Raw genomic sequence first — 19,306 nt, forward strand, 5'->3', positions numbered from 1 at the left:
TCAGCAGAAATCGCGGCTCGGCGCGCGCAGCCATCCGAGCAGGTGCGACATGTCGACCAGCCGCTTGGCCACCAGGTGGCGCACTTCGCCCTGGCGCTGCCAGACGCCGTACACCCCGAGCAGGGGCGCGTGCAGCACTTCGCGCCGCTGCTGCTCCACCAGGGTCGGCCAGACGATCACGTTGACGTTCCCGGTCTCGTCTTCCAGCGTCATGAACAGCACGCCCTTGGCGGTGCCGGGACGCTGGCGCACCGTCACCAGGCCGCACGCGCGCGCCAGCTGGCCATCGGCGTAATCGGCCAGCGTGGAGGCCGGCATGAAGCGCCTGGCCAGCAGGCCTGCGCGCAGCAGGGCCAGCGGATGGCGGCCGAGGGTGAGGCCCTGGGCCCGGTAGTCGCCCACGATCTGCTCGGCCTCGGAGGGCGCGTCCAGCCGCGGCGCTTCTTCGCGCGGCGTGGTCGGGCGCAGCAGGTCGCGCTCGGGCACCGCCCCCACCGCCTGCCACAGCGCCTCGCGCCGGTGCCCGGCCAGCGAGCGCAGCGCGTCGGCGGCGGCCAGCACCTGCAGGTCGCTGCGGTCCAGGTCCGCGCGGCGCGCCAGGTCGGCCACGCTGTCGAAGGGCCGCGCCGCGCGCGCCATCTCGATGCGCAGGGCGGCCTCCTGCTTCATCCCGCGCAGCAGCGAGAAGCCCAGGCGCACCGCGGGCTGGCGCGTCCGGTCCACCGGATCGACTTCTTCCAGCGCCGCATCCCAGCCACTGATGGCGACGTCGCAAGCACGTACCTCGATGCCATGGCGGCGCGCATCCTGCACCAGTTGCGACGGGCTGTAGAAGCCCATCGGCTGGCTATTGAGCAGCGCGCACAGGAAAGCCGCCGGCTCGTGGCACTTGAGCCAGGAGCTGGCATAGGCCAGCAGCGCGAAGCTGGCCGCGTGCGACTCGGGAAAGCCGTATTCGCCGAAGCCCTGGATCTGGCTGAAGATCGCTTCCGCGAACGCCAGGGTGTAGCCGCGCGCCAGCATGCCCTGCACGATGCGGTCGTAGTACTGTTCCAGTCCGCCCTTGCGCTTCCAGGCCGCCATCGCGCGGCGCAGCTGGTCGGCTTCGCCCGGCGTGAAGCCGGCGCCCAGGATCGCCACCTGCATCACCTGCTCCTGGAAGATCGGCACGCCCAGCGTGCGCTCCAGGGCCACTTTCATTTCAGGGCTCGGATACTCCACCGGTTCCAGCTTCTGCCTGCGCCGCAGATAAGGATGCACCATGCCACCCTGGATCGGGCCGGGACGCACCACCGCCACCTCGATCACCAGGTCGTAGAAGCGGCGCGGGCGCATGCGCGGCAGCATGCTCATCTGCGCGCGCGACTCGATCTGGAACACCCCCACGGTATCGGCGGCGCAGATCATGTCGTAGGTGGCGGCATCGTCGGCCGGGATGTCCTGCATCTCGAACACCGTGTCGTGGCGCTGGCCCACCAGTTCCAGTCCGCGCCGCAGCATCGACAGCATGCCCAGCGCCAGCACGTCCACTTTCATGAGGCCGAGTTCTTCCAGGTCGTTCTTGTCCCACTGGATCACGCTGCGGTCTAGCATGCTGGCGTTCTCGATCGGCACCAGGCGCGACAGCTTGCCGCGCGCGATGACGAAGCCGCCCGGGTGTTGCGACAGGTGGCGCGGGAAGTTCAGCAGCTTGTCGGCAAGCGTGGCCCACTGCTGCGCCAGGCGCGATGCCGGGTCCAGGCCGGCCTCGGCCAGGCGCCCTAGCAGGTCGGCGCGGCTGTCGAACCAGTGGTGGGTGCGGGCCACCTTCTCGACGATGGCCAGGTCGATGCCGAGCGCGCGCCCGCTGTCGCGCAGCGCGCTCTTGGGGCGGTAGCTGATCACCACCGCCGCCAGCGCCGCCCGCTCGCGCCCGTATTTCGCATAGATGTACTGGATGACCTCCTCGCGGCGCTGGTGCTCGAAGTCGACGTCGATGTCGGGCGGCTCGTTGCGCTCCTTCGAGATGAAGCGCTCGAACAGCAGGCTGGCGCGGGCCGGATCGACCTCGGTGATGCCGAGGCAGTAGCAGACCGCCGAATTGGCGGCCGAGCCGCGTCCCTGGCACAGGATCTGCTGCGACCGGGCATGGCGCACGATGTCGTACACGGTGAGGAAGTAGTGCTCGTACTTCATCTCGGCGATCAGCCCCAGCTCGTGCTCGATCTGGGCCTGCACCTTGGCAGGAATGCCCTCGCGGAAGCGCCGGTGGGCGCCGATCCAGGTTTCCTGGCGCAGGTAGCTGCTGGCGTCGTGCCCGGGCGGCACCACTTCGTCCGGATACTCGTAGCGCAGTTCGTCCAGCGAGAAGCTGCACAGGCGCGCGATGCGCAGCGTCTCGGCCAGCGCCTCGCGGCCGTAGATGTTGGCCAGGCGCAGGCGCGAGCGCAGGTGCTGCTCGGCGTTCTGGGCCAGGCCGTAGCCGCAGTCGGCGACCGGCTTTTTCAGGCGGGTGGCGGTGAGCGTGTCCTGCAAGGGTTTACGCGAGCGCACGTGCATCACCACGTGGCCCAGGGCCGTGATCGGCAGGCCGTGCTGCCAGCCCACCTCCTCCACCGTCTCGCGGTGCGGCTCGTCGAAGGCGCGGTGCAGCAGGCACAGGCCGAGCCAGGCGCGGCCCGGGAAGGTGGTCGCCATCCAGGCGGCCTGCGCGTGCAAGCGGTCCACGTCCGCCGCCTCGTGGCCGGGATAGGACGGCAGCAGGATCGCCAGGCAGTCCGGCAGGTGGCGCAGGTGGGCGTGGCCTGGTGCGGGACGGGCCAGGTCGTCAGGGGTGAGGAAGTAGCTGCCCTTCTCGCTGCGGGTGCGGCCCAGGGTGATGAACTCCGCCAGGTTGCCGTAGCCGTTGCGGTTCTGGGCCAGCAGGACCAGCGACAGCGCCGGGCTGCCGTCCGCATGTTTCAGGTGAAAATGGGCGCCGATCACCAGCGGCAGGCCGGCCTTCTTCGCTTCCGCATGGGCGCGCACCACCCCGGCCAGCGAGCATTCGTCGGTGAGCGCCAGCGCAAAATAATCCAGCTGCACCGCGCGTGCCACCAGCTCCTCCGGATGCGAGGCTCCTTCCAGGAAGGAGAAGTTCGACAGGCAGAACAGCTCCGCATAGGGAGGCAGGGCCTGTGGCTGCGCTGGCTGCGGTGGCGGAACATGCGGGAGTGGCGCGGTCATCGGCAGACTGGGATCGGAAAGGCTACAATGCTGGGCAAACCAGCAATACTGTATAAAAACACAGTATATCCGAGACAGGCCCTTCGACAAGGAATTCGCATGCAGATCCATGCCCTGCACTGCTTCGGCGCCACGCCGGGCAGCGGCAACCCCGCCCTCGTGATCGAGGGTGGCGCGCCCGACGCCCCCGCGCGCGCCGCCTTCGCCAGGGCCCGCAACACCACCTGCGTCTTTCTCGATGCGGGGATCGTCGATTTCCACTACCCGCATGCGCGCAGCCCGCTCTGCCTGCACGCGACGCTGGCCGTGGCCCATGTGCTGTTCGCGCGCCAGCCGGAGGCGCCGGTGCTGGCGGTCAGCACCGCGCTGCGCGGCCAGCGCCTGGAACTGCTGCGCGACGGCGATGCGTGCTACGTGCGGCTGCAGGCGCAGGCCGCGGCCCAGCCGGCGCCGGTGCCCGGACTGCTGGCGGCAATGGGGATCGCGCCCGTATCGGCGCCCTGCGCCGCCTCGGTCGGTAGTCCGAAGCTGCTGGTGGAAGTGGCCGATGCGGCGGCCCTGCACGGCCTGGATCCGGACCACGTGGCGCTCGCCGCCCTCCATGCCTGGGGCGCGCAGGCCGGCATCAACGGCATCTACGCCTGGTGCCGGCGGCCCGACGGCCGCTTCGAAGGCCGCAATTTCAACCACCTCGACCCGGCGCTGGAAGACAGCGCCACCGGCGTGGCCGCGGGCGCCCTCACTGTCCTGCTCGGGCACGGCATCACGCTGCTGCAGGGACGCGCCAGCGGCCGCTCCTGCCTGATCTCCACGCGCGTGACGCCTGGCGCCGTCCTGGTCGGCGGGCGCGTCGAAGCCGATGCCGGCGCCCGGCAGTCCTGAACCGTTTGCCTGCAACGCTTGGCGCTGCGCTTCACCTGTCCGGCCAGGTTCGCGGTGTAATGAACCCATCGCGAAAGCACACCGCCTCACCAGGAGAACGACATCAAATCGGCCTTGTTTGCATCGGCACTGATTGCCGTGATCATGGCCACCAGCGGCAGCGCCTACGCCCGGCGCAGCGGCTTCGCCCATGGACAGGACCGGCGCCGCCATGACAACGCCAGTACCGCGACAGCCGCTACGTCGCCAGCGACTGGCGCGCATGCCACCTGGGCGCGCCCCTCGCGCGGGCACCACTGGGTCCGCGCCGGCAACGACGACGTGCTGGCCGCCATCGCCACCGGCCTGATCGCCCAGGTCCTGCTCGGCAACCGGACCGCGCCATGCCAGGCGCGGTTTTTTTTCGTGCATGGGCCACCCGTATTGACGCCATCGCGCACGCTGTCCGCCGCGCGCGAGCTGGTATACACTTCCGCGCACGCTCCACCGGAGCCCATCCATTTCGCGGACATGAAACCACAACTCTTCTCCTACGCCCTCCCCTCGCTTCTCTCCGTGCTGCTGCTCGGCGCCGCTTCTTGCGCGCGCGCCGACGTCGACTACCAGCTGAAGATCACGGACGCCGCCCAGCACCTGGCCGAGGTGCGCGCCACCTTCCCGGCCACGCAAGGCACGACGCTGGATGTGCAAATGCCGAACTGGCGCACCGGCCGCTACAACATGCTGAATCTCGCCAACGGCGTGCGCCTGTTCAAGGCCTTCGACGCCAAGGGCCAGGCGCTGCCGGTCGCCAAGAGCGACAAGGGCACCTGGCAGGTCAGGACCAAGCCGGGCGATGCGGTCACCGTGCAGTACGAGCTGTATGCCAATACCCTGGGCGAGCGCACCCGCCACATCGACGACACCCATGCCTACCTCGATGCCAGCGGCGTGTTCGTGTATGCCGCGCCGTTCCGCAAGGAGAAGGTGAATGTGAAGCTGGAGGTGCCGCAGGGCTGGAAGTCGCGCTCGGGCATGGATTCCGGCAACTGCGAGCACTGCTTCGTCGCGGCCGACTACGACGTGCTGATCGACGCGCCGATCGAGACCGGCCTGCATGAGTTCTACACCGACAAGGTCGATGGCCGCACCATCGAACTGGCGATCTGGGGACGCGGCAACCACAACGGCCAGCAGATGATGAGCGACCTGAAGAAGATCGTGGCCGAGACCGCGAAACTCTACAACGGCAAGTATCCGTTCCAGCGCTACCTGTTCATCGTCCACGCCACCGATGGCGCCGGCGGCGCCACCGAGCACGCGAATTCCACCGTGATCCAGAAGCCGCGCTGGACCTTCGCGCCGCGCAAGGCCTACCAGGGCTTCCTGCGCGTGGCCGCGCACGAGTTCTACCATACCTGGAACGTCAAGGCCTACCGTCCGAAGGAGATGGTGCCCTACGACTACCAGAACGAGAACTACAACCGCCTGCTGTGGATCGCCGAGGGCCACACCTCCTATTTCGAGGAACTGATCGTGCTGCGCGCCGGCCTGGTCAAGCGCGACGAGTTCTACGAGGAGTACGCCAAGCTGATCGACGACTACCAGCACCAGCCGGGCCGCTTCCAGCAAAGCGCGGCCGATGCCAGCTTCGACGAATGGATCGCGGTCGGCGGCGAGCGTGCCCGCAACGCCTCGGTGAATATCTATTCCAAGGGCCAGGTGCTGGCGCTGATGATGGACCTCGAGCTGCGCCGCCAGACCGGCGGCAAGCGCGGCCTGGAAGACATGCACCGCATCCTGTTCGAAAAGCACTCCACCGCCCGGGGCGGCTATGACGTGCCGGCCGTGCTGGCGGCGCTGCGCAGCGTGAGCGGCCAGGACTGGAGCGGCTGGTGGGCCCAGTACGTGGACGGCACCGCCGAGATCCCGTTCGACAGCCTGCTGGCCGGCGCCGGCCTGCAGAAGGTGATCGACGTGCCGAAGGACGCCGAGCAGAAGACCGAATGGTGGGCCGGCTGGACCCTGCGCGACGGCAGCGACCCGGCCGTGGTGACCGTCGTCGAGCGTGACAGCCCGGCCTGGAAGGCGGGCGTGGTGGCCGGCGATACGCTGCTGGCGGTAAACGGCCTGCGGGTGTCGGCCAAGGACATCGGCGACAGGATGTCGCTCTCGAAAACCGGCCCGTTCAAGCTGCACCTGTTCCGCCGCGACGAACTGGTGGAAATGCAGGTCGCGCCGCAGCAGCGCCCGAAGGGCAAGGCCAAGGTCAAGGCCCTGGACAAGACCAGCGCCGCGCAGCAGGCGATGAACGCCGCCTGGCTGGGCGTGGCCTGGCCCAAGGAAGATGCGGCGGCGGCCAGGAAGCCCTGAACACCTGATCCGCAGTCCGGCGGCGCGCCTGCGCCGCTAGCGACAAACGCGGCCCCGGCTCCTGCCGGCGCCGCGTTTTTTCATGGGCGCTGTCTCCGTTACCTGTTGATGGCTCCGATCGCGATACGCAGCCAGTGTTCGGCAGTCGTGATGCGTTCGCCATCGAGCGCCCAGCGCCAGTCCAGGTAGCTGGGCAGCTAGCGTGAGGCCACGCCGCGAAAGTGGCTGAGCCACTGCCGCAGGCGCGCGTGATAGGCGTTGACGTTCTGGACGTGGATGGCGCCGGCAGCCCGGGCGTTTAAGGATCCGCGGCCTACGACCGCATCGATTGCCTGTCCACTACGGTCGCGCGCCACCAGAATGCAGTCGAGCTCGCTTGAAATCCCGCGCTGGTGCGCCCGGCCACCGCGCTTGCGTGCCGGCCTGTCCAGCTTGCGCGCGCTCGCTACAGCATGGTGCTGGCACCGGACGGCGCGGCCTGGTTCGCGCGCCTGGCGCACCGGTTCTGATCCGCGCCGGCATCGCGGCACAGCATGCAGGGCCCCGCCAGGGGCCCTGTTCATGACACGGCCTGCGCGGTCATGTAACAGTGTGGAATTGGCGCATTTGCTTGTGTATATAATGCCCTGCACGTTCCTTGGCGGTACGCAGGGCCTTCATTCACATGCCGCGAGCGCGCGGCAAGCGCAGGTGCACGATGAACAGTGCCGTACAAGACCGTATTTCCACCGGCATCGCCGGCCTCGACGACATCCTGGGCGGTGGCCTGACGCCGCAGCGGATCTACCTGGTGGAGGGCTCGCCCGGTGCCGGCAAGACCACGCTCGGCCTGCAGTTCCTGCTCGACGGGGTGGCCAACCGGGAAAGCGGGCTGTACATCACGCTGTCCGAGACCGCCGACGAACTGGCGGCGGTGGCGGCCAGCCATGGCTGGGACATCGCCCCGCTCTCGGTCTATGAACTGGCAGGCGACGCCGACCTCGATCCCGATGCGCAGCAGTCGGTGTTCCACCCCTCCGAAGTGGAACTGGGCGAGACCACCCGCAACGTGATGGACCAGGTCGACGCCGTGCGTCCGGTGCGGGTGGTGTTCGACAGCCTGTCGGAGCTGCGCCTGCTGGCCCAGAACCCGCTGCGCTACCGGCGCCAGATCCTCGCCCTCAAGCAGTTCTTCGCCTCGCGTTCCTGCACCGTCCTGCTCCTCGACGACAAGACCAGCCAGTCCGACCAGCACCTGCACAGCATCGCGCACGGCGTGATCAGCCTGGAGCAGATCGCCAAGGAATTCGGCAAGGAGCGCCGGCGCGTGAACATCGTCAAGATGCGCGGCATCCGCTTTCGCGGCGGCTACCACGACTACACGCTCGACACCGGCGGCATCACCATGTATCCGCGCCTGGTGGCGGCCGAGCACCTGCGCACTTTCGTGCCCACGGTACGCTCGACCGGCTCCGCAGGCATCGACGCCCTGCTCGGCGGCGGCCTGGTGCAGGGCACCAATACCCTGATCGTCGGCCCATCCGGCATCGGCAAGACCACGCTCTCCACGCGCTGCCTGCTGAGCGCGCTGGAACGCGGCGAAGCCGCGTCCTTCTACCTGTTCGACGAGGGCCTGGGCACCTTCTTCGCGCGTAACGAGGCGATGGGCATGCAGCTGCAGCCCTTCCTCGACCAGGGCAAGCTGCGCATCCACCACATCGATCCGGCCGAGCTGTCGCCGGGCGAGTTCGCGCAGATGCTGCGCGACGCGGTCGAGCGCTCCGGCGTGAGCTTCATCGTGATCGACAGCCTGAATGCCTACCTGCAGGCGATGCCCGGCGAGCAGTACCTGATCCTGCAGATGCACGAGCTGCTGTCCTACCTGAACCAGCAGGGCGTCACCACGGTGCTGGTGCTGGGCCAGCACGGCATGGTCGGCGAGGTGAAGTCCGACGTCGACCTGAGCTACCTGAGCGACAGCACGGTCCTGATGCGTTTCTTCGAATCGAACGGCCGCCTGCGGCGCGCCGTCACCGTCATCAAGAGCCGCAGCGCCGAGCATGCGCTCACCATCCACGAATTGCAGCTGGGCGCCGAGGGCATCCGTGTCGGCGCGCCGCTGGAAGGCTTCGACGGCGTGCTTACCGGCCTGCCGAGCTACCGCGGCCTGACGCCGATGATGTCGGACCTGCCGGCCCATGGCGAGCGCTAGCCCGCACGACGAACGCATCGTGCTGCTCGCGCCGCGCGGGCGCGACGCCGAGGTCATGGGCGACATGCTGGTCCGGGACGGCGCGGCCTGCGCCACGGTCCCGGATTTTCCCGCCATGGCCACCGCCATCGCAAAAGGCGCCGGCATGGCCATCGTGGCCGAGGAGGCGCTGCACGGGGCCGACCTGGCGCCGCTGCTGGCCTGGCTGGCGGCGCAGGAGCCGTGGTCTGATTTCCCCTTCGTGATCCTGCTCGGCAAGGCCACCGGCCCGGCCGCGGCCGGCGCGCGCGCCCGGCTCGAAGAACTGGGCAACATCATCCTGCTCGAGCGTCCGCTGAACGTGCAGACCTTGCGCAGCGCGGCCAGTTCGGCCCTGCGCGCGCGGCGCCGCCAGTACCAGGCGCGCGACCTGCTGGCCGAGAGCGAGCGCACGGCGGCCCACCTGCAGCAGAGCCAGCAGGCCCTGCTCACGCTCAACGAGACCCTGGAATCGCGCATCGAGGAACGCACGCGGGCGCTGGCCGAGGCCAAGGACCGCCTGATGAACGAAATGATCGAGCGCGAGCGGGTGCAGCAGGCGATGGTCCAGTTCCAGAAGATGGAAGCGGTCGGACGCCTGACCGGCGGCATCGCGCACGACTTCAACAACCTGCTCAACGTGGTCCAGGGCAGCATGGACCTGATCCTGCTGCTGTCAAAAGACGAAACGGCGCGCGCGCGCGCCGAGATCGCACTGCGCGCCTGCCAGCGAGGCGGCAAGCTCACCAGCCAGCTGCTGGCCTTTGCACGCAAGCAGAACCTGGACCTGCATCCGGCCCCGGTGCAGGAACTGTTCGACGGCGTGCGCGAGCTGATCGCGGCCTCGCTCGGCTCGCGCATCGCCCTGCGCTTCGAGGTCGCGCCAGGCTGCGCGCAGGTGTTCGCGGACGCCAACCAGATGGAGATGGCGCTGCTGAACCTGGCCATCAATGCGCGCGACGCCATGGAGGACGGCGGCCGGCTGCTGTTCCAGGCCGCGAATGCCTGCCCGCCGGACGGCCTGCTGCCCGCGGCTGATTATGTGCGCATCGCGGTGTCCGACGACGGTCCGGGCATGCCACCCGAACTGGTGGCCAAGGTGTTCGAGCCCTTCTTTACCACCAAGGAAGTCGGCAAGGGTACCGGCCTGGGCCTGAGCCAGGTCTACGGCATGGCCCAGCAGTCGGGCGGCGCGGCGCGTATCCTGAGCCAGCCGGGGGACGGCACCACGGTCGAGATCTGGCTGCGCGCCTGGGACGGCGGCGAGGTCCTCGCGCCGCTTCCGGTGCCGGCCGCGGCCGCGGACACGCGGCCCGGCTCGCGCATCCTGGTGGTCGAAGACGACAACTTCGTGCGCGAGTCGATCGTGCTGTCGCTCGAAGCCTTCGGACACGCGGTGATCCAGGCCGCGGACGGCGAAGCCGCGCTGCGCGAACTGCGCCACGCGCGTCCGGACCTGATCATCACCGACTACCTGATGCCCGGCATCACTGGCGCCGAGCTGATGCAGCGCGCCCGTGCCGTCTTCCCCGGGATACCGATGATCATCGCCACCGGCTACGCCGACATGCAGGCGATCGACGCGGTGCTGGGCGAGGACATCCTGCTGCGCAAGCCCTTCCAGCTGGCCGAACTGGCGCGCAGCGTCGAGCGCGCGCTCGGGCGCGGCGGGCCGCGGGCGGCGCTGTAGCCTGCCGGGAAACCTGGCCATGTCGATCGCCCATGCGCATCGAGCTGGACGCCGCCGAAAACGACTCTATGCCACACTGGACGCATCGCCCCAAGGGCCATGCCATCCAGGAGCACATCATGCATACCGAGCCGACACCGCAACAGCAACAGCAACAGCAGCAGGAGCAGGAGCAGGAGCAGGAGCAGGAGCCGGGCCAGGAACAGGAAAGCCAGCAGCGCGACCAGGACAAGGCCGAGCGGGACAACATGACGCAGAACTTCGACGGCCTCGCGAACAAGAAGCCGGAAGAGCTCACGCCCGAAGAGCTGCGCCTGATGGCCGACACCATGCCGGGCGAAGGTCCGGGCGACTGAGATGTTCCTGTTCTTCTCGAACAAACTCGGCTGCCTTGGCTCGATCCTGGTGTCGGTGGTGCTGACCCTGCTCGTCCTGCTCCTGTTCGGCGTGCTGTAAGCCTTACTTCTTCAGCGCGCGCACGTAGGCCAGGACTTCTTCCTCGCGTCCCGCGCCCACCGCCTGGGCGGCGCTCATGCCGCCCAGCGCCGCGCGCGCCTCGTCCATCCAGGCGCTGGCCGCCTCGTCGCCACCCACGATGGCGCGCACCTCGTGCATCACCGTGTAGTAGGCCTGGACCTTGCGCGATTGCTGGCCGAAGCGCGCCTTGAGCGCCGCGAAGGCATCAAGGCTGAGTGGTTCGTCGTTCGCCATGGCCGCTTCCTATTTGGTGACGGCCAGCATCGCGCGCCTGCCGCCCTTGAAGGTGTACAGCGTGATGGTGCCGTCGCGGATGTCGCCGCGCGCATCGAAGGCGATCGGCCCGGTCACGCCCTTGTACTGGATCTTCGCCAGCACCGGCAGGTATTTCGCGGGCTGCGCCGACCCGGCCTTCACCATCGCCTCGGCCATGGTCATTACCGCGTCGTAGGCATAAGGCGCGTTGATCTGCACCTCGATCCCGAAGCGCTTCTTGTAGTCCGCACGGAAGCGCTCCATGCCGGCCCGGGCCTCGCCCTGCACCCCGCCCGCTTCGGCGCACACCACCTGGCCGTCCAGCATGGTGCCGCCAGAGAGCTTGTGGATCTCGTCCGAACAGATGCCATCGCCACCCATCATGCGCACGTTCATGCCGAGCTGCTTCATCTGGCGCAGCATCGGACCGGCGGTCGCGCTCATGCCGCCAAAGAACACCAGGTCCGGCTTGCTGGCGCGGATGCGCGTGATGATGGCGGAAAAATCGGTTGCCTTGTCGTTCGTGAATTCCCTGGCGACGACCGTGCCGCCCTGGCGCTGCAGGCTGCGCGCGAACTCCGTGACCAGGCCCTGGCCATAGGCGGTGCGGTCGTCCACCACGGCGACCCGCCTGGCCTTCATGTTTTTCGTCGCGTAGCTGCCCAGCGCCTGGCCCAGCTGCACGTCGTTGGCCACCACGCGGAAGGTGGTGTTGAAGCCCTGCCGCGTGTACATCGGCGAGGTGGACGAGGGCGAAATCTGCGGGATGCCGGCCGCGTGGTAGATCTTCGAGGCCGGGATCGTGGTGCCCGAGGTCTCGTGGCCGACCATGCCGTTGATCTTCGCATCCACCAGCTTCTGGGCCACGGCGGTGGCCTGTTTCGGCTCGCCCGCGTCGTCCTCGGCGACCAGCTCGAAACGGACCTTCCTGCCGCCGATGCTGGCGCCCTTCGCATTGAGCGCCTCGATGGCCATGCGCGCGCCGTTCTCGGTGTCCTTGCCGAAGTAGGCCACTGGCCCGGTCACGGCGGCCGCATGGCCGATCCGCACGACTTCCTGGGCCGGGGCCAGGCCGGCTGCCGCCAGGCCAGCCAGCAAGACTGCTTGCTTCTTCATCGATTCCTCTACAATCCGGTAAGGGCCTGTGGCCCTGGTAAGCAAATATGCCATTCTACCGCCTGCGGGAGCGATGCCGGGCGCCCAGCCGCCTCTCCCTCCGCAACTGACACTCATATCTGTCAAATATGCTATGGTTTGCGCTTGTCACCGAGCTAGCCCGGCTTTCCCGCTTCCCTTCGGTCCCCGATCCAGGCCGGTCGGCTCACACACGACAATCATGCCGGGCTTGCGGCAGCCCGCGACTGGCAATCCACGTCAATGAAAGAGGGAAGTATGCGTTCTGGACACGAGTCGTCCGCGTCGGAGGCGGCACTTGCCGCGAGCGAGCGCGAGCTGCGCTTCGCGATCAAGGCCGGGCGGCTCGGCACCTGGAGCCTGGATCTCGCGACGGGTGAGCTGCATACCTCGGCGACCTGCCGGCTCAACTTCGGCCGCGATCCGGGAGTCCCGTTCAGCTACCCCGAACTGCGCGCCGCCGTCCATCCGGACGACAGCACGCGCATGGCCGACGCCGTCGAGCACAGCATCAAGACCGGCGCCGATTACGACATCGAGTACCGGATCGTGACGCCGGCCGGCGCCATGCGCTGGATCGCGATTCGCGGACAAGCCGAATACGGCAGCGATGGCCGGCCGCTGCGCATGACCGGGGTGTCGATCGATGTCACCGAGCGGCGCCGGACCGAAGACAGACTGAGCGAAAGCGAGGCGCGCTACCGCACCCTGTTCGACTCGATCGACGAGGGGTTCTGCGTGGTCCAGTTCATCGACGGCCCACACGGCCCGCTGTCCGATTACCTGCACCTGGAAGCGAATCCGGCCTACCTGCGCCATGCCGGGATTCCCGACATCGTCGGCAAGACAGGCCGTGCGCTGCTGACGGAAAGCGAGGCGGACGCCTGGGTGGCGATCTTCCGCAGCGTGCTGGAAACGGGCCAGCCGCTGCGCTTCGAGCGCGCGCTCGAGGCAACCGACCGCTACCTCGAGGTGGCGTGCTCGCGCGTCGAGCCCGCCGCCCGGCGCCAGGTGGCGATCATTTTCCAGGACGTGAGCGCACGCAGGCTGGCGGAAAGCAGGCTGCGCGAACTGAACGAGACCCTGGAAAGCCAGGTGGCCGAGCGCACGGCCGAGCGCGACCAGCTCTGGAAGCTGTCCCAGGACATGCTGGCCCGCGCCAACTTCGAAGGTACCATGTCGGCCGTCAGCCCCGCATGGACCCAGGTCCTGGGCTGGAGCGAGGCCGAACTGCTGTCGCGCCCCTACGCCAGCTTCATGCATCCGGACGACATGCCGCCCACGCTGGAAGCGATCGGACGCATGGCCGAGACGCACCAGCCGACCCGCTTCGAGAACCGCATCGCCACCTGCGAGGGTGGCTGGAAGCACATCGAGTGGACCGTCACGCCCGAGCTCGACGGCGAGAACTTCGTCGCCATCGGGCGCGACCTCAGCCTGAACAAGGCGCGCGAGGCCGAGCTCGAACAGGCCCGGCAATCCCTGCGCCAGTCGCAGAAGATGGAAGCGGTCGGCCAGCTCACCGGCGGCCTGGCGCACGACTTCAACAACCTGCTTGCCTCGATCAGCGGCGGCCTGCAGGTGCTCAAGCTCAAGCTGCATCGCGGTCAGCTGGCCGGGCTGGAACGCTACATCGAGATCGGCGAATCCTCGGTCCGCCGCGCCGCTTCGCTCACGCAGCGGCTGCTGGCCTTCTCGCGCCGGCAGACGCTCGATCCCAAGCCGGTCGACGTCAACCGGCTGATCGCCGGGATGGAGGAACTGGTGCGCCACTCGATCGGCCCGATGATCGAGCTGGAGGTGCTCGGTGCGCGCGACCTGTGGCTGACCAGGGTCGATCCGCCCCAGCTCGAAAATGCGCTGCTGAACCTGTGCATCAACGCGCGCGACGCGATGATGCCGGGCGGCGGGAAGCTGACGCTGGCGACCGCCAACGAGTGGATCGACGAGCGCGATCCGCAAGGCGACATGCCGCCGGGCTGGTACATCTCCCTGTGCGTGTCCGACACCGGCACCGGCATGACTCCCGACATCGTTGCGCGCATCTTCGACCCCTTCTTCACCACCAAGCCCCTGGGCGAAGGCACCGGCCTGGGACTGTCGATGGTGTACGGTTTCGTGCGCCAGTCTGGGGGCCAGGTGCGGGTGCATTCGGAACCGGGGCGCGGGACGCGCATGTGCCTGTACATGCCGCGCCATGCCGGCCCCGCGCTGGCGGAACAGGCGCCCGCCGTGCTGCCGGTCAGCGCGGGCCAGGGCGAGACGATCGTGCTGATCGAGGACGAGCATGCGCTGCGCGAGATCGTCGAGGAAGTGCTGCGCGAAGCCGGTTATCGCGTGCTCACCGCGCAGGACGGCCCGACCGGCCTGCAGATACTGAACTCCGATACGCGGGTCGATCTGCTGGTGACGGATGTCGGCCTGCCCGGCGGCCTGAACGGCCGCCAGGTGGCCGATGCCGCGCGGCTGCAGCGCCCCGGTTTGAAGGTGCTGTTCGTGACCGGCTACGCCAACACGGCGGCGGTCGGGAATGGCCGCCTGGCGCCAGGCATGGAGGTGATCACGAAACCGTTCGAGATCACCGCCCTCACCTACAAGGTGCGGGCCCTGATCGACACCCGGCTAGCGCACTGACACTTCCGGGAAGCAGACGGTGGCCGACAGGCCGCCCAGGCGCTCCGAGCGGCCCAGCGCCAGGGTGGCGCCGTGGCGTTCGGCGATGGCCTTGATGATCGCCAGTCCCAGCCCGCTGCCGGCCGCTTCGCTGCCGGCCACGCGGTAGAAGCGGTCGAACACGCGCTCGCGTTCCTCGGGCGGAATGCCCGGGCCACTGTCCTCGACCGTCACGGTCACGCCGCAGCCCGCCCCGGCGCCGTCCTTGCCGGCCTGGCTGCGCACCGAGATGTCGGCGGTGCCGCCGGCCGGGGTGTACTTGATCGCGTTGTCGACCAGGTTGCGCAGCAGGATGTGCAGCGCGTCCGGCTGCCCCTCGACGGTGGCGGCATCGGCCTGGTGGATGCCGACGTCCACGCCTTTCGCAGCCGCCACGCCGGCCAGTTCGGCCACGGTGCGGCGCGCCAGCTCGGCCAGGTCGACCGGACGGGCGCTGGCCCCGGTGGCGGCGGCTTCCTGGCGCGCCAGCACCAGCAACTGCTCGACCAGGCGGGTGGCGCGGTCGATGCCGGCGGTCAGGCGCGACACGGCCAGCTTGCGCGCCTCGAGCGATTCGGCGCGCTCCAGGCTCTGGGCCTGCAGGCGCAGGGCCGCCAGCGGCGTGCGCAGTTCGTGGGCGGCGTCGGCCACGAAGGTCTGCTGGGCGTCGAAGGCGGTCTTCACACGCCCGAACAGCAGGTTCAGTTCCTGTACCAGCGGCCGCACCTCGTCGGGCAGGCCGGCTTCCGACACCGGCGACAAGTCGTCGGCCTGGCGCGAGGCCACCTGCGAGCGCACCCGCGCCACCGGTTCCAGCGAGCCGCTCACGATCCACCACACCACCAGCATCAGGATCGGCATCATCACCGCGATCGGTCCCAGGGTACGCAGGGCCAGGTTGCCGGCCATGTTGCGGCGCACGGCCAGGTCCTGGGCTACCTGCACGGTCTGGTTTTCGGCCTGGATCGAGAACACCCGGTACACGGTGTTGTTGGCCTTGACGTTGGAGAAGCCCAGCACCGCGCGCTGCGGCAGCTTGGCGCGCGAGACGCTGTGGAATACCTGCACCCCGTCGGGAGACCACATCTGCACCACCATGTCGTCGTTGCCGCCGGTCTCGCTCTTGGCCTCCAGCCGCTGCTGCGCCTCGGTGTTCGACAGCGGAGTGCTCGAGCGCAGCGACAGCGCCATCTGCTGCATGTGGTAGTCGAAGATCTGGTCGGCGTCCTCGCGCGCGGTGCGGTAGGCGATCGCGCCCTGCGCCAGCGCGGCCATGGTGATCGCCGCCAGCAGGAACCACAACAGACGCCCGCGCAGCGAATGGGTCATCCGGGGCCGCAGTTTCATGCCTTGGGCACCATGTAGCCGACGCCGCGCACGTTCTGGATCAAGTCGCTGCCGAGCTTCTTGCGCAGGCCGTGGATGTAGACCTCGACCGCGTTGCTGGACACTTCATCGCGCCAGCTGTACAGCTTTTCTTCGAGCTGGGCGCGCGACAGCACGGCCCCGGGCCGCGCCACCAGGGCTTCCAGCACCGCCCACTCGCGCGCCGAGAGCGCCACGTTGGCGCCGTCCACCATCACTTCGCGGGTGACCGGGTTGACCGAGATGTTCTTGTACTCGAACACCGGTTCGGCGCGCCCGGCGGCGCGGCGCAGCAGCGCGCGGATGCGCGCCAGCAGTTCATCGAGATCGTAGGGCTTGAGGACGTAGTCGTCGGCGCCGGCATCCAGGCCGGCGATGCGCTGGGCCACCGAGTCGCGCGCGGTGGCGACCAGCACCGGGGTGCGGTCCTTGCGCGCGCGCATCGAGCGCAGCACTTCCAGGCCATCCTTGCGCGGCAGGCCCAGGTCGAGCAGGACCAGGTCGTAGTTCTGGTTCTGCAGCAGGGCCGTGTCGGCCATCTCGCCGTCCTTGACCCAGTCGACGGCATAGTGCTCGGCCCTGAGCAGGTCGAGCACCACTTCGCCGATCATCGTATCGTCTTCCACCAGCAATAGGCGCATACATTCCTCGTTGTTGACACCGTGCCGGTGGCGGACGCTTTGCCTCCTCAGCCGATCCGCACCGGAATGAAGATTTTGGCATCCCCGCGCTGGATCAGCAAGGCCACTGATTTGGAGGCCTTGCCCATCACGTCGCGCACCTGCTCGACCGAGTTGACCGGGCGGCCGTTGATCGAGATGAGCACGTCGCCCGGCTCGACGCCGGCCATCGCTGCCGCGCCGGCCGCATCCTCGATCAACAGGCCGGTGGCGATGCCGCTCTGGCGGCGCTCGATCGGCTCGAGCGGACGCAGGGCCAGTCCGAGCTTGGCGCCGCCGTCGGACGACTGGGCCAGCTCTTCCTGTGGCGCGCGCCTGGCTTTCTCGTTGGCGTCGCCCAGGGTCGCGTCGATGCGCACCAGCTTGCCGTCGCGCCAGACGTCGAGGCTGGCACGCTCGCCCGGCCGCGACAGCGCGATGATGCTCGACAGATCGCCGTAGGACACGATCGCCTTGCCGTTCACGCGGCGGATGACGTCGCCGGATTTCAGGCCGGCGCGCTCGGCCGGGCTGCCCCGTTCGACGCTCGAGACCAGCGCGCCTTCGGGCGAATCGAGGCGGAAGGAATCGGCGAAGGCCTGGCCGACTTCCTGCACGTTCACGCCCAGCTTGGCGTGCTGCGCCTTGCCGGTGGCGATGATCTGGTCCTTGATCTTGACCGCGACGTCGATCGGGATCGCGAACGACAGGCCCTGGTAGCCGCCGGTCTGGCTGTAGATCTGCGAGTTGATGCCGACCACTTCACCGCGCGTGTTGAACAGCGGACCGCCCGAGTTGCCCGGGTTGACCGCGACGTCGGTCTGGATGAAGGGCACCACGCCGTCCTGCAGCGAGCGGCCGGTGGCGCTCACCACGCCGGCGGTGACGGTGCTTTCCAGGCCATAGGGCGAACCAATGGCCAGCACCCACTCGCCCACCAGCAGGGAACGCGACTGGCCGAGCGGCACGGTCGGCAGGTTTTTCGCGTCGATCTTCAGCACGGCCACGTCGGTGCGCGGGTCGGCACCCAGCACCTTGGCGCGGAATTCGCGGCGGTCCTGCAGCTTGACGGTGACTTCATCGGCGCCCTGCACCACGTGGGCATTGGTCAGGATGACGCCGTCCGGGCTTACAATAAAGCCCGATCCGGCGCCGGAAACGGGAGCCGGCGCGTCCCGGCCGCCGAAGCGCGGGTCCTGGAACTGCCGGAAGAATTCATACAGGGGATGGCCTGGCGGGATCTGCGGCATGTTGCCGCGGTTCGCGGTCTTCATGCCGCCGACCACGCGGATGTTCACCACCGCCTTGCCGTTCTGCGAGGCGATGCGGGTGAAGTCGGGCAGGGTCACGGTGGCGGCCGGGGTGGCCGCTGCGACAGCGGGTGCCGGCGCCGCGGCCGGCGCCGGTGCAGCGGCTGCCGCCGTTTCGGCTGCGACGTTGTTGTGGTTGACGGCAAGCGCACCGACCGCTCCGCCGATGACGCCCGCGGCACACAGGGCCAGCGTGAGGCGTTTGGCAGTGATGGCAGTGACGGCACCTTCGTTACGCATTATGTGCTCCTGATGGAAAATGGTTGACCGATGTTGGTATCTATCGATGAGCATAGTGTCCCAAAGCTGGCTTAGAACATGCTTAAGCTGGCAATGCGCTGGCAATGCGCCGGCCAGGTCCGGCCCTGGGTGAAGCCCCATCATCAAAAAGGGCGCCCCGCGGGACGCCCTTCTTTCACACTACTTCCTGCTACCTCGGGCGTTCAGTGCCTCAGGCGGCTTCGCGCTGTTCCAGCGCCTGGACGGTGCCGGTGCTGGCGATGCTGTCCTTGGCGTCGCCAACGTGCGCGTCTGCGATGGCGATCTTGCGCGGCTTGAAGGCTTCCGGCACTTCACGCACCAGTTCGATGGTGAGCATGCCGTTGTCGAACGAGGCACCGGTGACCTTCACGTGGTTCGCCAGCTGGAAGCGCTGTTCGAAGTCGCGGGCGGCGATGCCGCGGTGCAGGTAGGTGCGCTGGGCGTCGTCCTTCTGCTTGCGGCCGGTGACGTGCAGGGTGTCGCGCTCGGTCACGATTTCCACTTCATCGCGGGTGAAGCCGGCCAGGGCCATCACGATGCGGTAGTGATCCTCGCTCACCAGTTCGATGTTGTACGGCGGGTAGCTCGGCTCGCCGCGCTGCTCGAGCAGGCTGGCCAGGCGATCGAAACCGATGGCGGAACGGTACAGGGGAGTCAGGTCGAAAGTACGCATGATGGATATCCTTGTCAAGTTAAGCGATATTGTTGCCGGACCTCATCGTGAGCATCCGGTGACTCCAATCTAGTGCCATGCTGTTTGACTTTCAAGGCATACGAAATATGGATTTTTAAGCCATATTTCAAATTTTATTTGCAATATGAGGCTTCATGGCCATTCCAGCTCAGGGCGGTCCGC

13 protein-coding genes and 1 pseudogene are annotated in these 19,306 nt (G+C 68.2%); 6 read left to right on the top strand and 8 right to left on the bottom strand.

Annotation, left to right across the window (positions count from 1 at the left end; all coding sequences use genetic code 11):
• Positions 1-3,204, bottom strand: coding sequence for an error-prone DNA polymerase (locus LCI23_RS01945; protein ID WP_224943113.1), 3,204 nt, complete (start codon positions 3,202-3,204; stop codon positions 1-3).
• 99 nt (positions 3,205-3,303) lie between these two features.
• Here LCI23_RS01945 and LCI23_RS01950 point away from each other — a divergent pair, with 99 nt between their 5' ends.
• Both LCI23_RS01950 and LCI23_RS01955 read left to right on the top strand, forming a co-directional pair.
• The gene (locus tag LCI23_RS01950; RefSeq protein ID WP_224943115.1) at positions 3,304-4,086 is read left to right on the top strand and encodes a PhzF family phenazine biosynthesis protein; all 783 of its coding nucleotides are present in this window, start codon (positions 3,304-3,306) and stop codon (positions 4,084-4,086) included.
• 114 nt (positions 4,087-4,200) lie between these two features.
• The gene (locus LCI23_RS01955; RefSeq protein ID WP_224943119.1) at positions 4,201-6,438 is read left to right on the top strand and encodes a PDZ domain-containing protein; all 2,238 of its coding nucleotides are present in this window, start codon (positions 4,201-4,203) and stop codon (positions 6,436-6,438) included.
• A 98-nt stretch (positions 6,439-6,536) separates the two neighbouring features.
• On the opposite strand, the pseudogene LCI23_RS01960 reads toward LCI23_RS01955, so the two are convergent.
• A pseudogene (locus LCI23_RS01960) lies at positions 6,537-6,878 on the bottom strand (IS1595 family transposase); the annotation flags it as partial.
• A 257-nt stretch (positions 6,879-7,135) separates the two neighbouring features.
• Here LCI23_RS01960 and LCI23_RS01965 point away from each other — a divergent pair.
• The 3 genes from LCI23_RS01965 to LCI23_RS01980 are packed head-to-tail and all read left to right on the top strand — an operon-like array spanning position 7,136 to position 10,693.
• Positions 7,136-8,629 (top strand): ATPase domain-containing protein, encoded by a 1,494-nt coding sequence (locus LCI23_RS01965; RefSeq protein WP_224943122.1) that lies wholly within the window; start codon positions 7,136-7,138, stop codon positions 8,627-8,629.
• Positions 8,616-10,337: a response regulator gene (locus LCI23_RS20555; protein ID WP_268824692.1), complete on the top strand. Its 1,722-nt coding sequence runs from the start codon at positions 8,616-8,618 to the stop codon at positions 10,335-10,337. The genes LCI23_RS01965 and LCI23_RS20555 overlap by 14 nt, the downstream gene beginning before the upstream one ends.
• 32 nt (positions 10,338-10,369) lie before the next feature.
• Entirely contained in the window at positions 10,370-10,693 is a 324-nt protein-coding gene (locus LCI23_RS01980) for a hypothetical protein (RefSeq protein WP_224943127.1), read from the top strand.
• Positions 10,694-10,796: 103 nt separating this feature from the next.
• Here LCI23_RS01980 and LCI23_RS01985 read toward each other — a convergent pair whose 3' ends face one another.
• On the bottom strand, positions 10,797-11,048 hold the full coding sequence (locus LCI23_RS01985; RefSeq protein ID WP_224943130.1) for an antitoxin Xre/MbcA/ParS toxin-binding domain-containing protein: 252 nt from the start codon (positions 11,046-11,048) through the stop codon (positions 10,797-10,799).
• A gap of 9 nt (positions 11,049-11,057) precedes the next feature.
• Entirely contained in the window at positions 11,058-12,185 is a 1,128-nt protein-coding gene (locus LCI23_RS01990; RefSeq protein ID WP_224943133.1) for a branched-chain amino acid ABC transporter substrate-binding protein, read from the bottom strand.
• Positions 12,186-12,461: 276 nt separating this feature from the next.
• Between LCI23_RS01990 and LCI23_RS01995 the strand changes: the two genes are divergently transcribed.
• A complete protein-coding gene (locus tag LCI23_RS01995) occupies positions 12,462-14,837 on the top strand; it encodes a PAS domain-containing protein (protein ID WP_224943136.1) in 2,376 nt (791 codons plus the stop codon).
• Here LCI23_RS01995 and LCI23_RS02000 read toward each other — a convergent pair.
• The 4 genes from LCI23_RS02000 to LCI23_RS02015 form a co-directional block, all read right to left on the bottom strand.
• Positions 14,826-16,202 carry an ATP-binding protein gene (locus tag LCI23_RS02000; RefSeq protein WP_224943140.1) on the bottom strand — a complete coding sequence of 459 codons (1,377 nt, stop codon included), beginning with the start codon at positions 16,200-16,202 and terminating at the stop codon, positions 14,826-14,828. The two genes, LCI23_RS01995 and LCI23_RS02000, sit on opposite strands and share 12 nt — an antisense overlap.
• Positions 16,199-16,861 carry a response regulator transcription factor gene (locus tag LCI23_RS02005; RefSeq protein WP_224943143.1) on the bottom strand — a complete coding sequence of 221 codons (663 nt, stop codon included), beginning with the start codon at positions 16,859-16,861 and terminating at the stop codon, positions 16,199-16,201. The genes LCI23_RS02000 and LCI23_RS02005 overlap by 4 nt, the downstream gene beginning before the upstream one ends.
• Before the next feature lie 47 nt (positions 16,862-16,908).
• Positions 16,909-18,429, bottom strand: a complete 1,521-nt coding sequence (locus tag LCI23_RS02010) for a Do family serine endopeptidase (RefSeq protein WP_224943146.1) — start codon at positions 18,427-18,429, stop codon at positions 16,909-16,911.
• Between the two features lie 211 nt (positions 18,430-18,640).
• Positions 18,641-19,123, bottom strand: coding sequence for an Hsp20 family protein (locus tag LCI23_RS02015; RefSeq protein WP_224943150.1), 483 nt, complete (start codon positions 19,121-19,123; stop codon positions 18,641-18,643).
• Positions 19,124-19,306 lie beyond the last annotated feature (183 nt).

It is taken from the genome of Massilia sp. MS-15, assembly GCF_020176695.1.
Classification (GTDB): Bacteria; Pseudomonadota; Gammaproteobacteria; order Burkholderiales; family Burkholderiaceae_D; genus Telluria; species Telluria hydrophila.

Bases quoted from the DNA above. Each gene is read 5' to 3' on its own strand.
- LCI23_RS01995 (WP_224943136.1), top strand. From the start codon at position 12,462: ATGCGTTCTGGACACGAGTCGTCCGCGTCGGAGGCGGCACTTGCCGCG.
- LCI23_RS01950 (WP_224943115.1), top strand. From the start codon at position 3,304: ATGCAGATCCATGCCCTGCACTGCTTCGGCGCCACGCCGGGCAGCGGC.
- LCI23_RS01945 (WP_224943113.1), bottom strand. From the start codon at position 3,204: ATGACCGCGCCACTCCCGCATGTTCCGCCACCGCAGCCAGCGCAGCCA.
- LCI23_RS01985 (WP_224943130.1), bottom strand. From the start codon at position 11,048: ATGGCGAACGACGAACCACTCAGCCTTGATGCCTTCGCGGCGCTCAAG.
- LCI23_RS01980 (WP_224943127.1), top strand. From the start codon at position 10,370: ATGCGCATCGAGCTGGACGCCGCCGAAAACGACTCTATGCCACACTGG.
- LCI23_RS02005 (WP_224943143.1), bottom strand. From the start codon at position 16,861: ATGCGCCTATTGCTGGTGGAAGACGATACGATGATCGGCGAAGTGGTG.
- LCI23_RS02015 (WP_224943150.1), bottom strand. From the start codon at position 19,123: ATGCGTACTTTCGACCTGACTCCCCTGTACCGTTCCGCCATCGGTTTC.
- LCI23_RS02010 (WP_224943146.1), bottom strand. From the start codon at position 18,429: ATGCGTAACGAAGGTGCCGTCACTGCCATCACTGCCAAACGCCTCACG.
- LCI23_RS20555 (WP_268824692.1), top strand. From the start codon at position 8,616: ATGGCGAGCGCTAGCCCGCACGACGAACGCATCGTGCTGCTCGCGCCG.
- LCI23_RS01965 (WP_224943122.1), top strand. From the start codon at position 7,136: ATGAACAGTGCCGTACAAGACCGTATTTCCACCGGCATCGCCGGCCTC.
- LCI23_RS01990 (WP_224943133.1), bottom strand. From the start codon at position 12,185: ATGAAGAAGCAAGCAGTCTTGCTGGCTGGCCTGGCGGCAGCCGGCCTG.
- LCI23_RS02000 (WP_224943140.1), bottom strand. From the start codon at position 16,202: ATGAAACTGCGGCCCCGGATGACCCATTCGCTGCGCGGGCGTCTGTTG.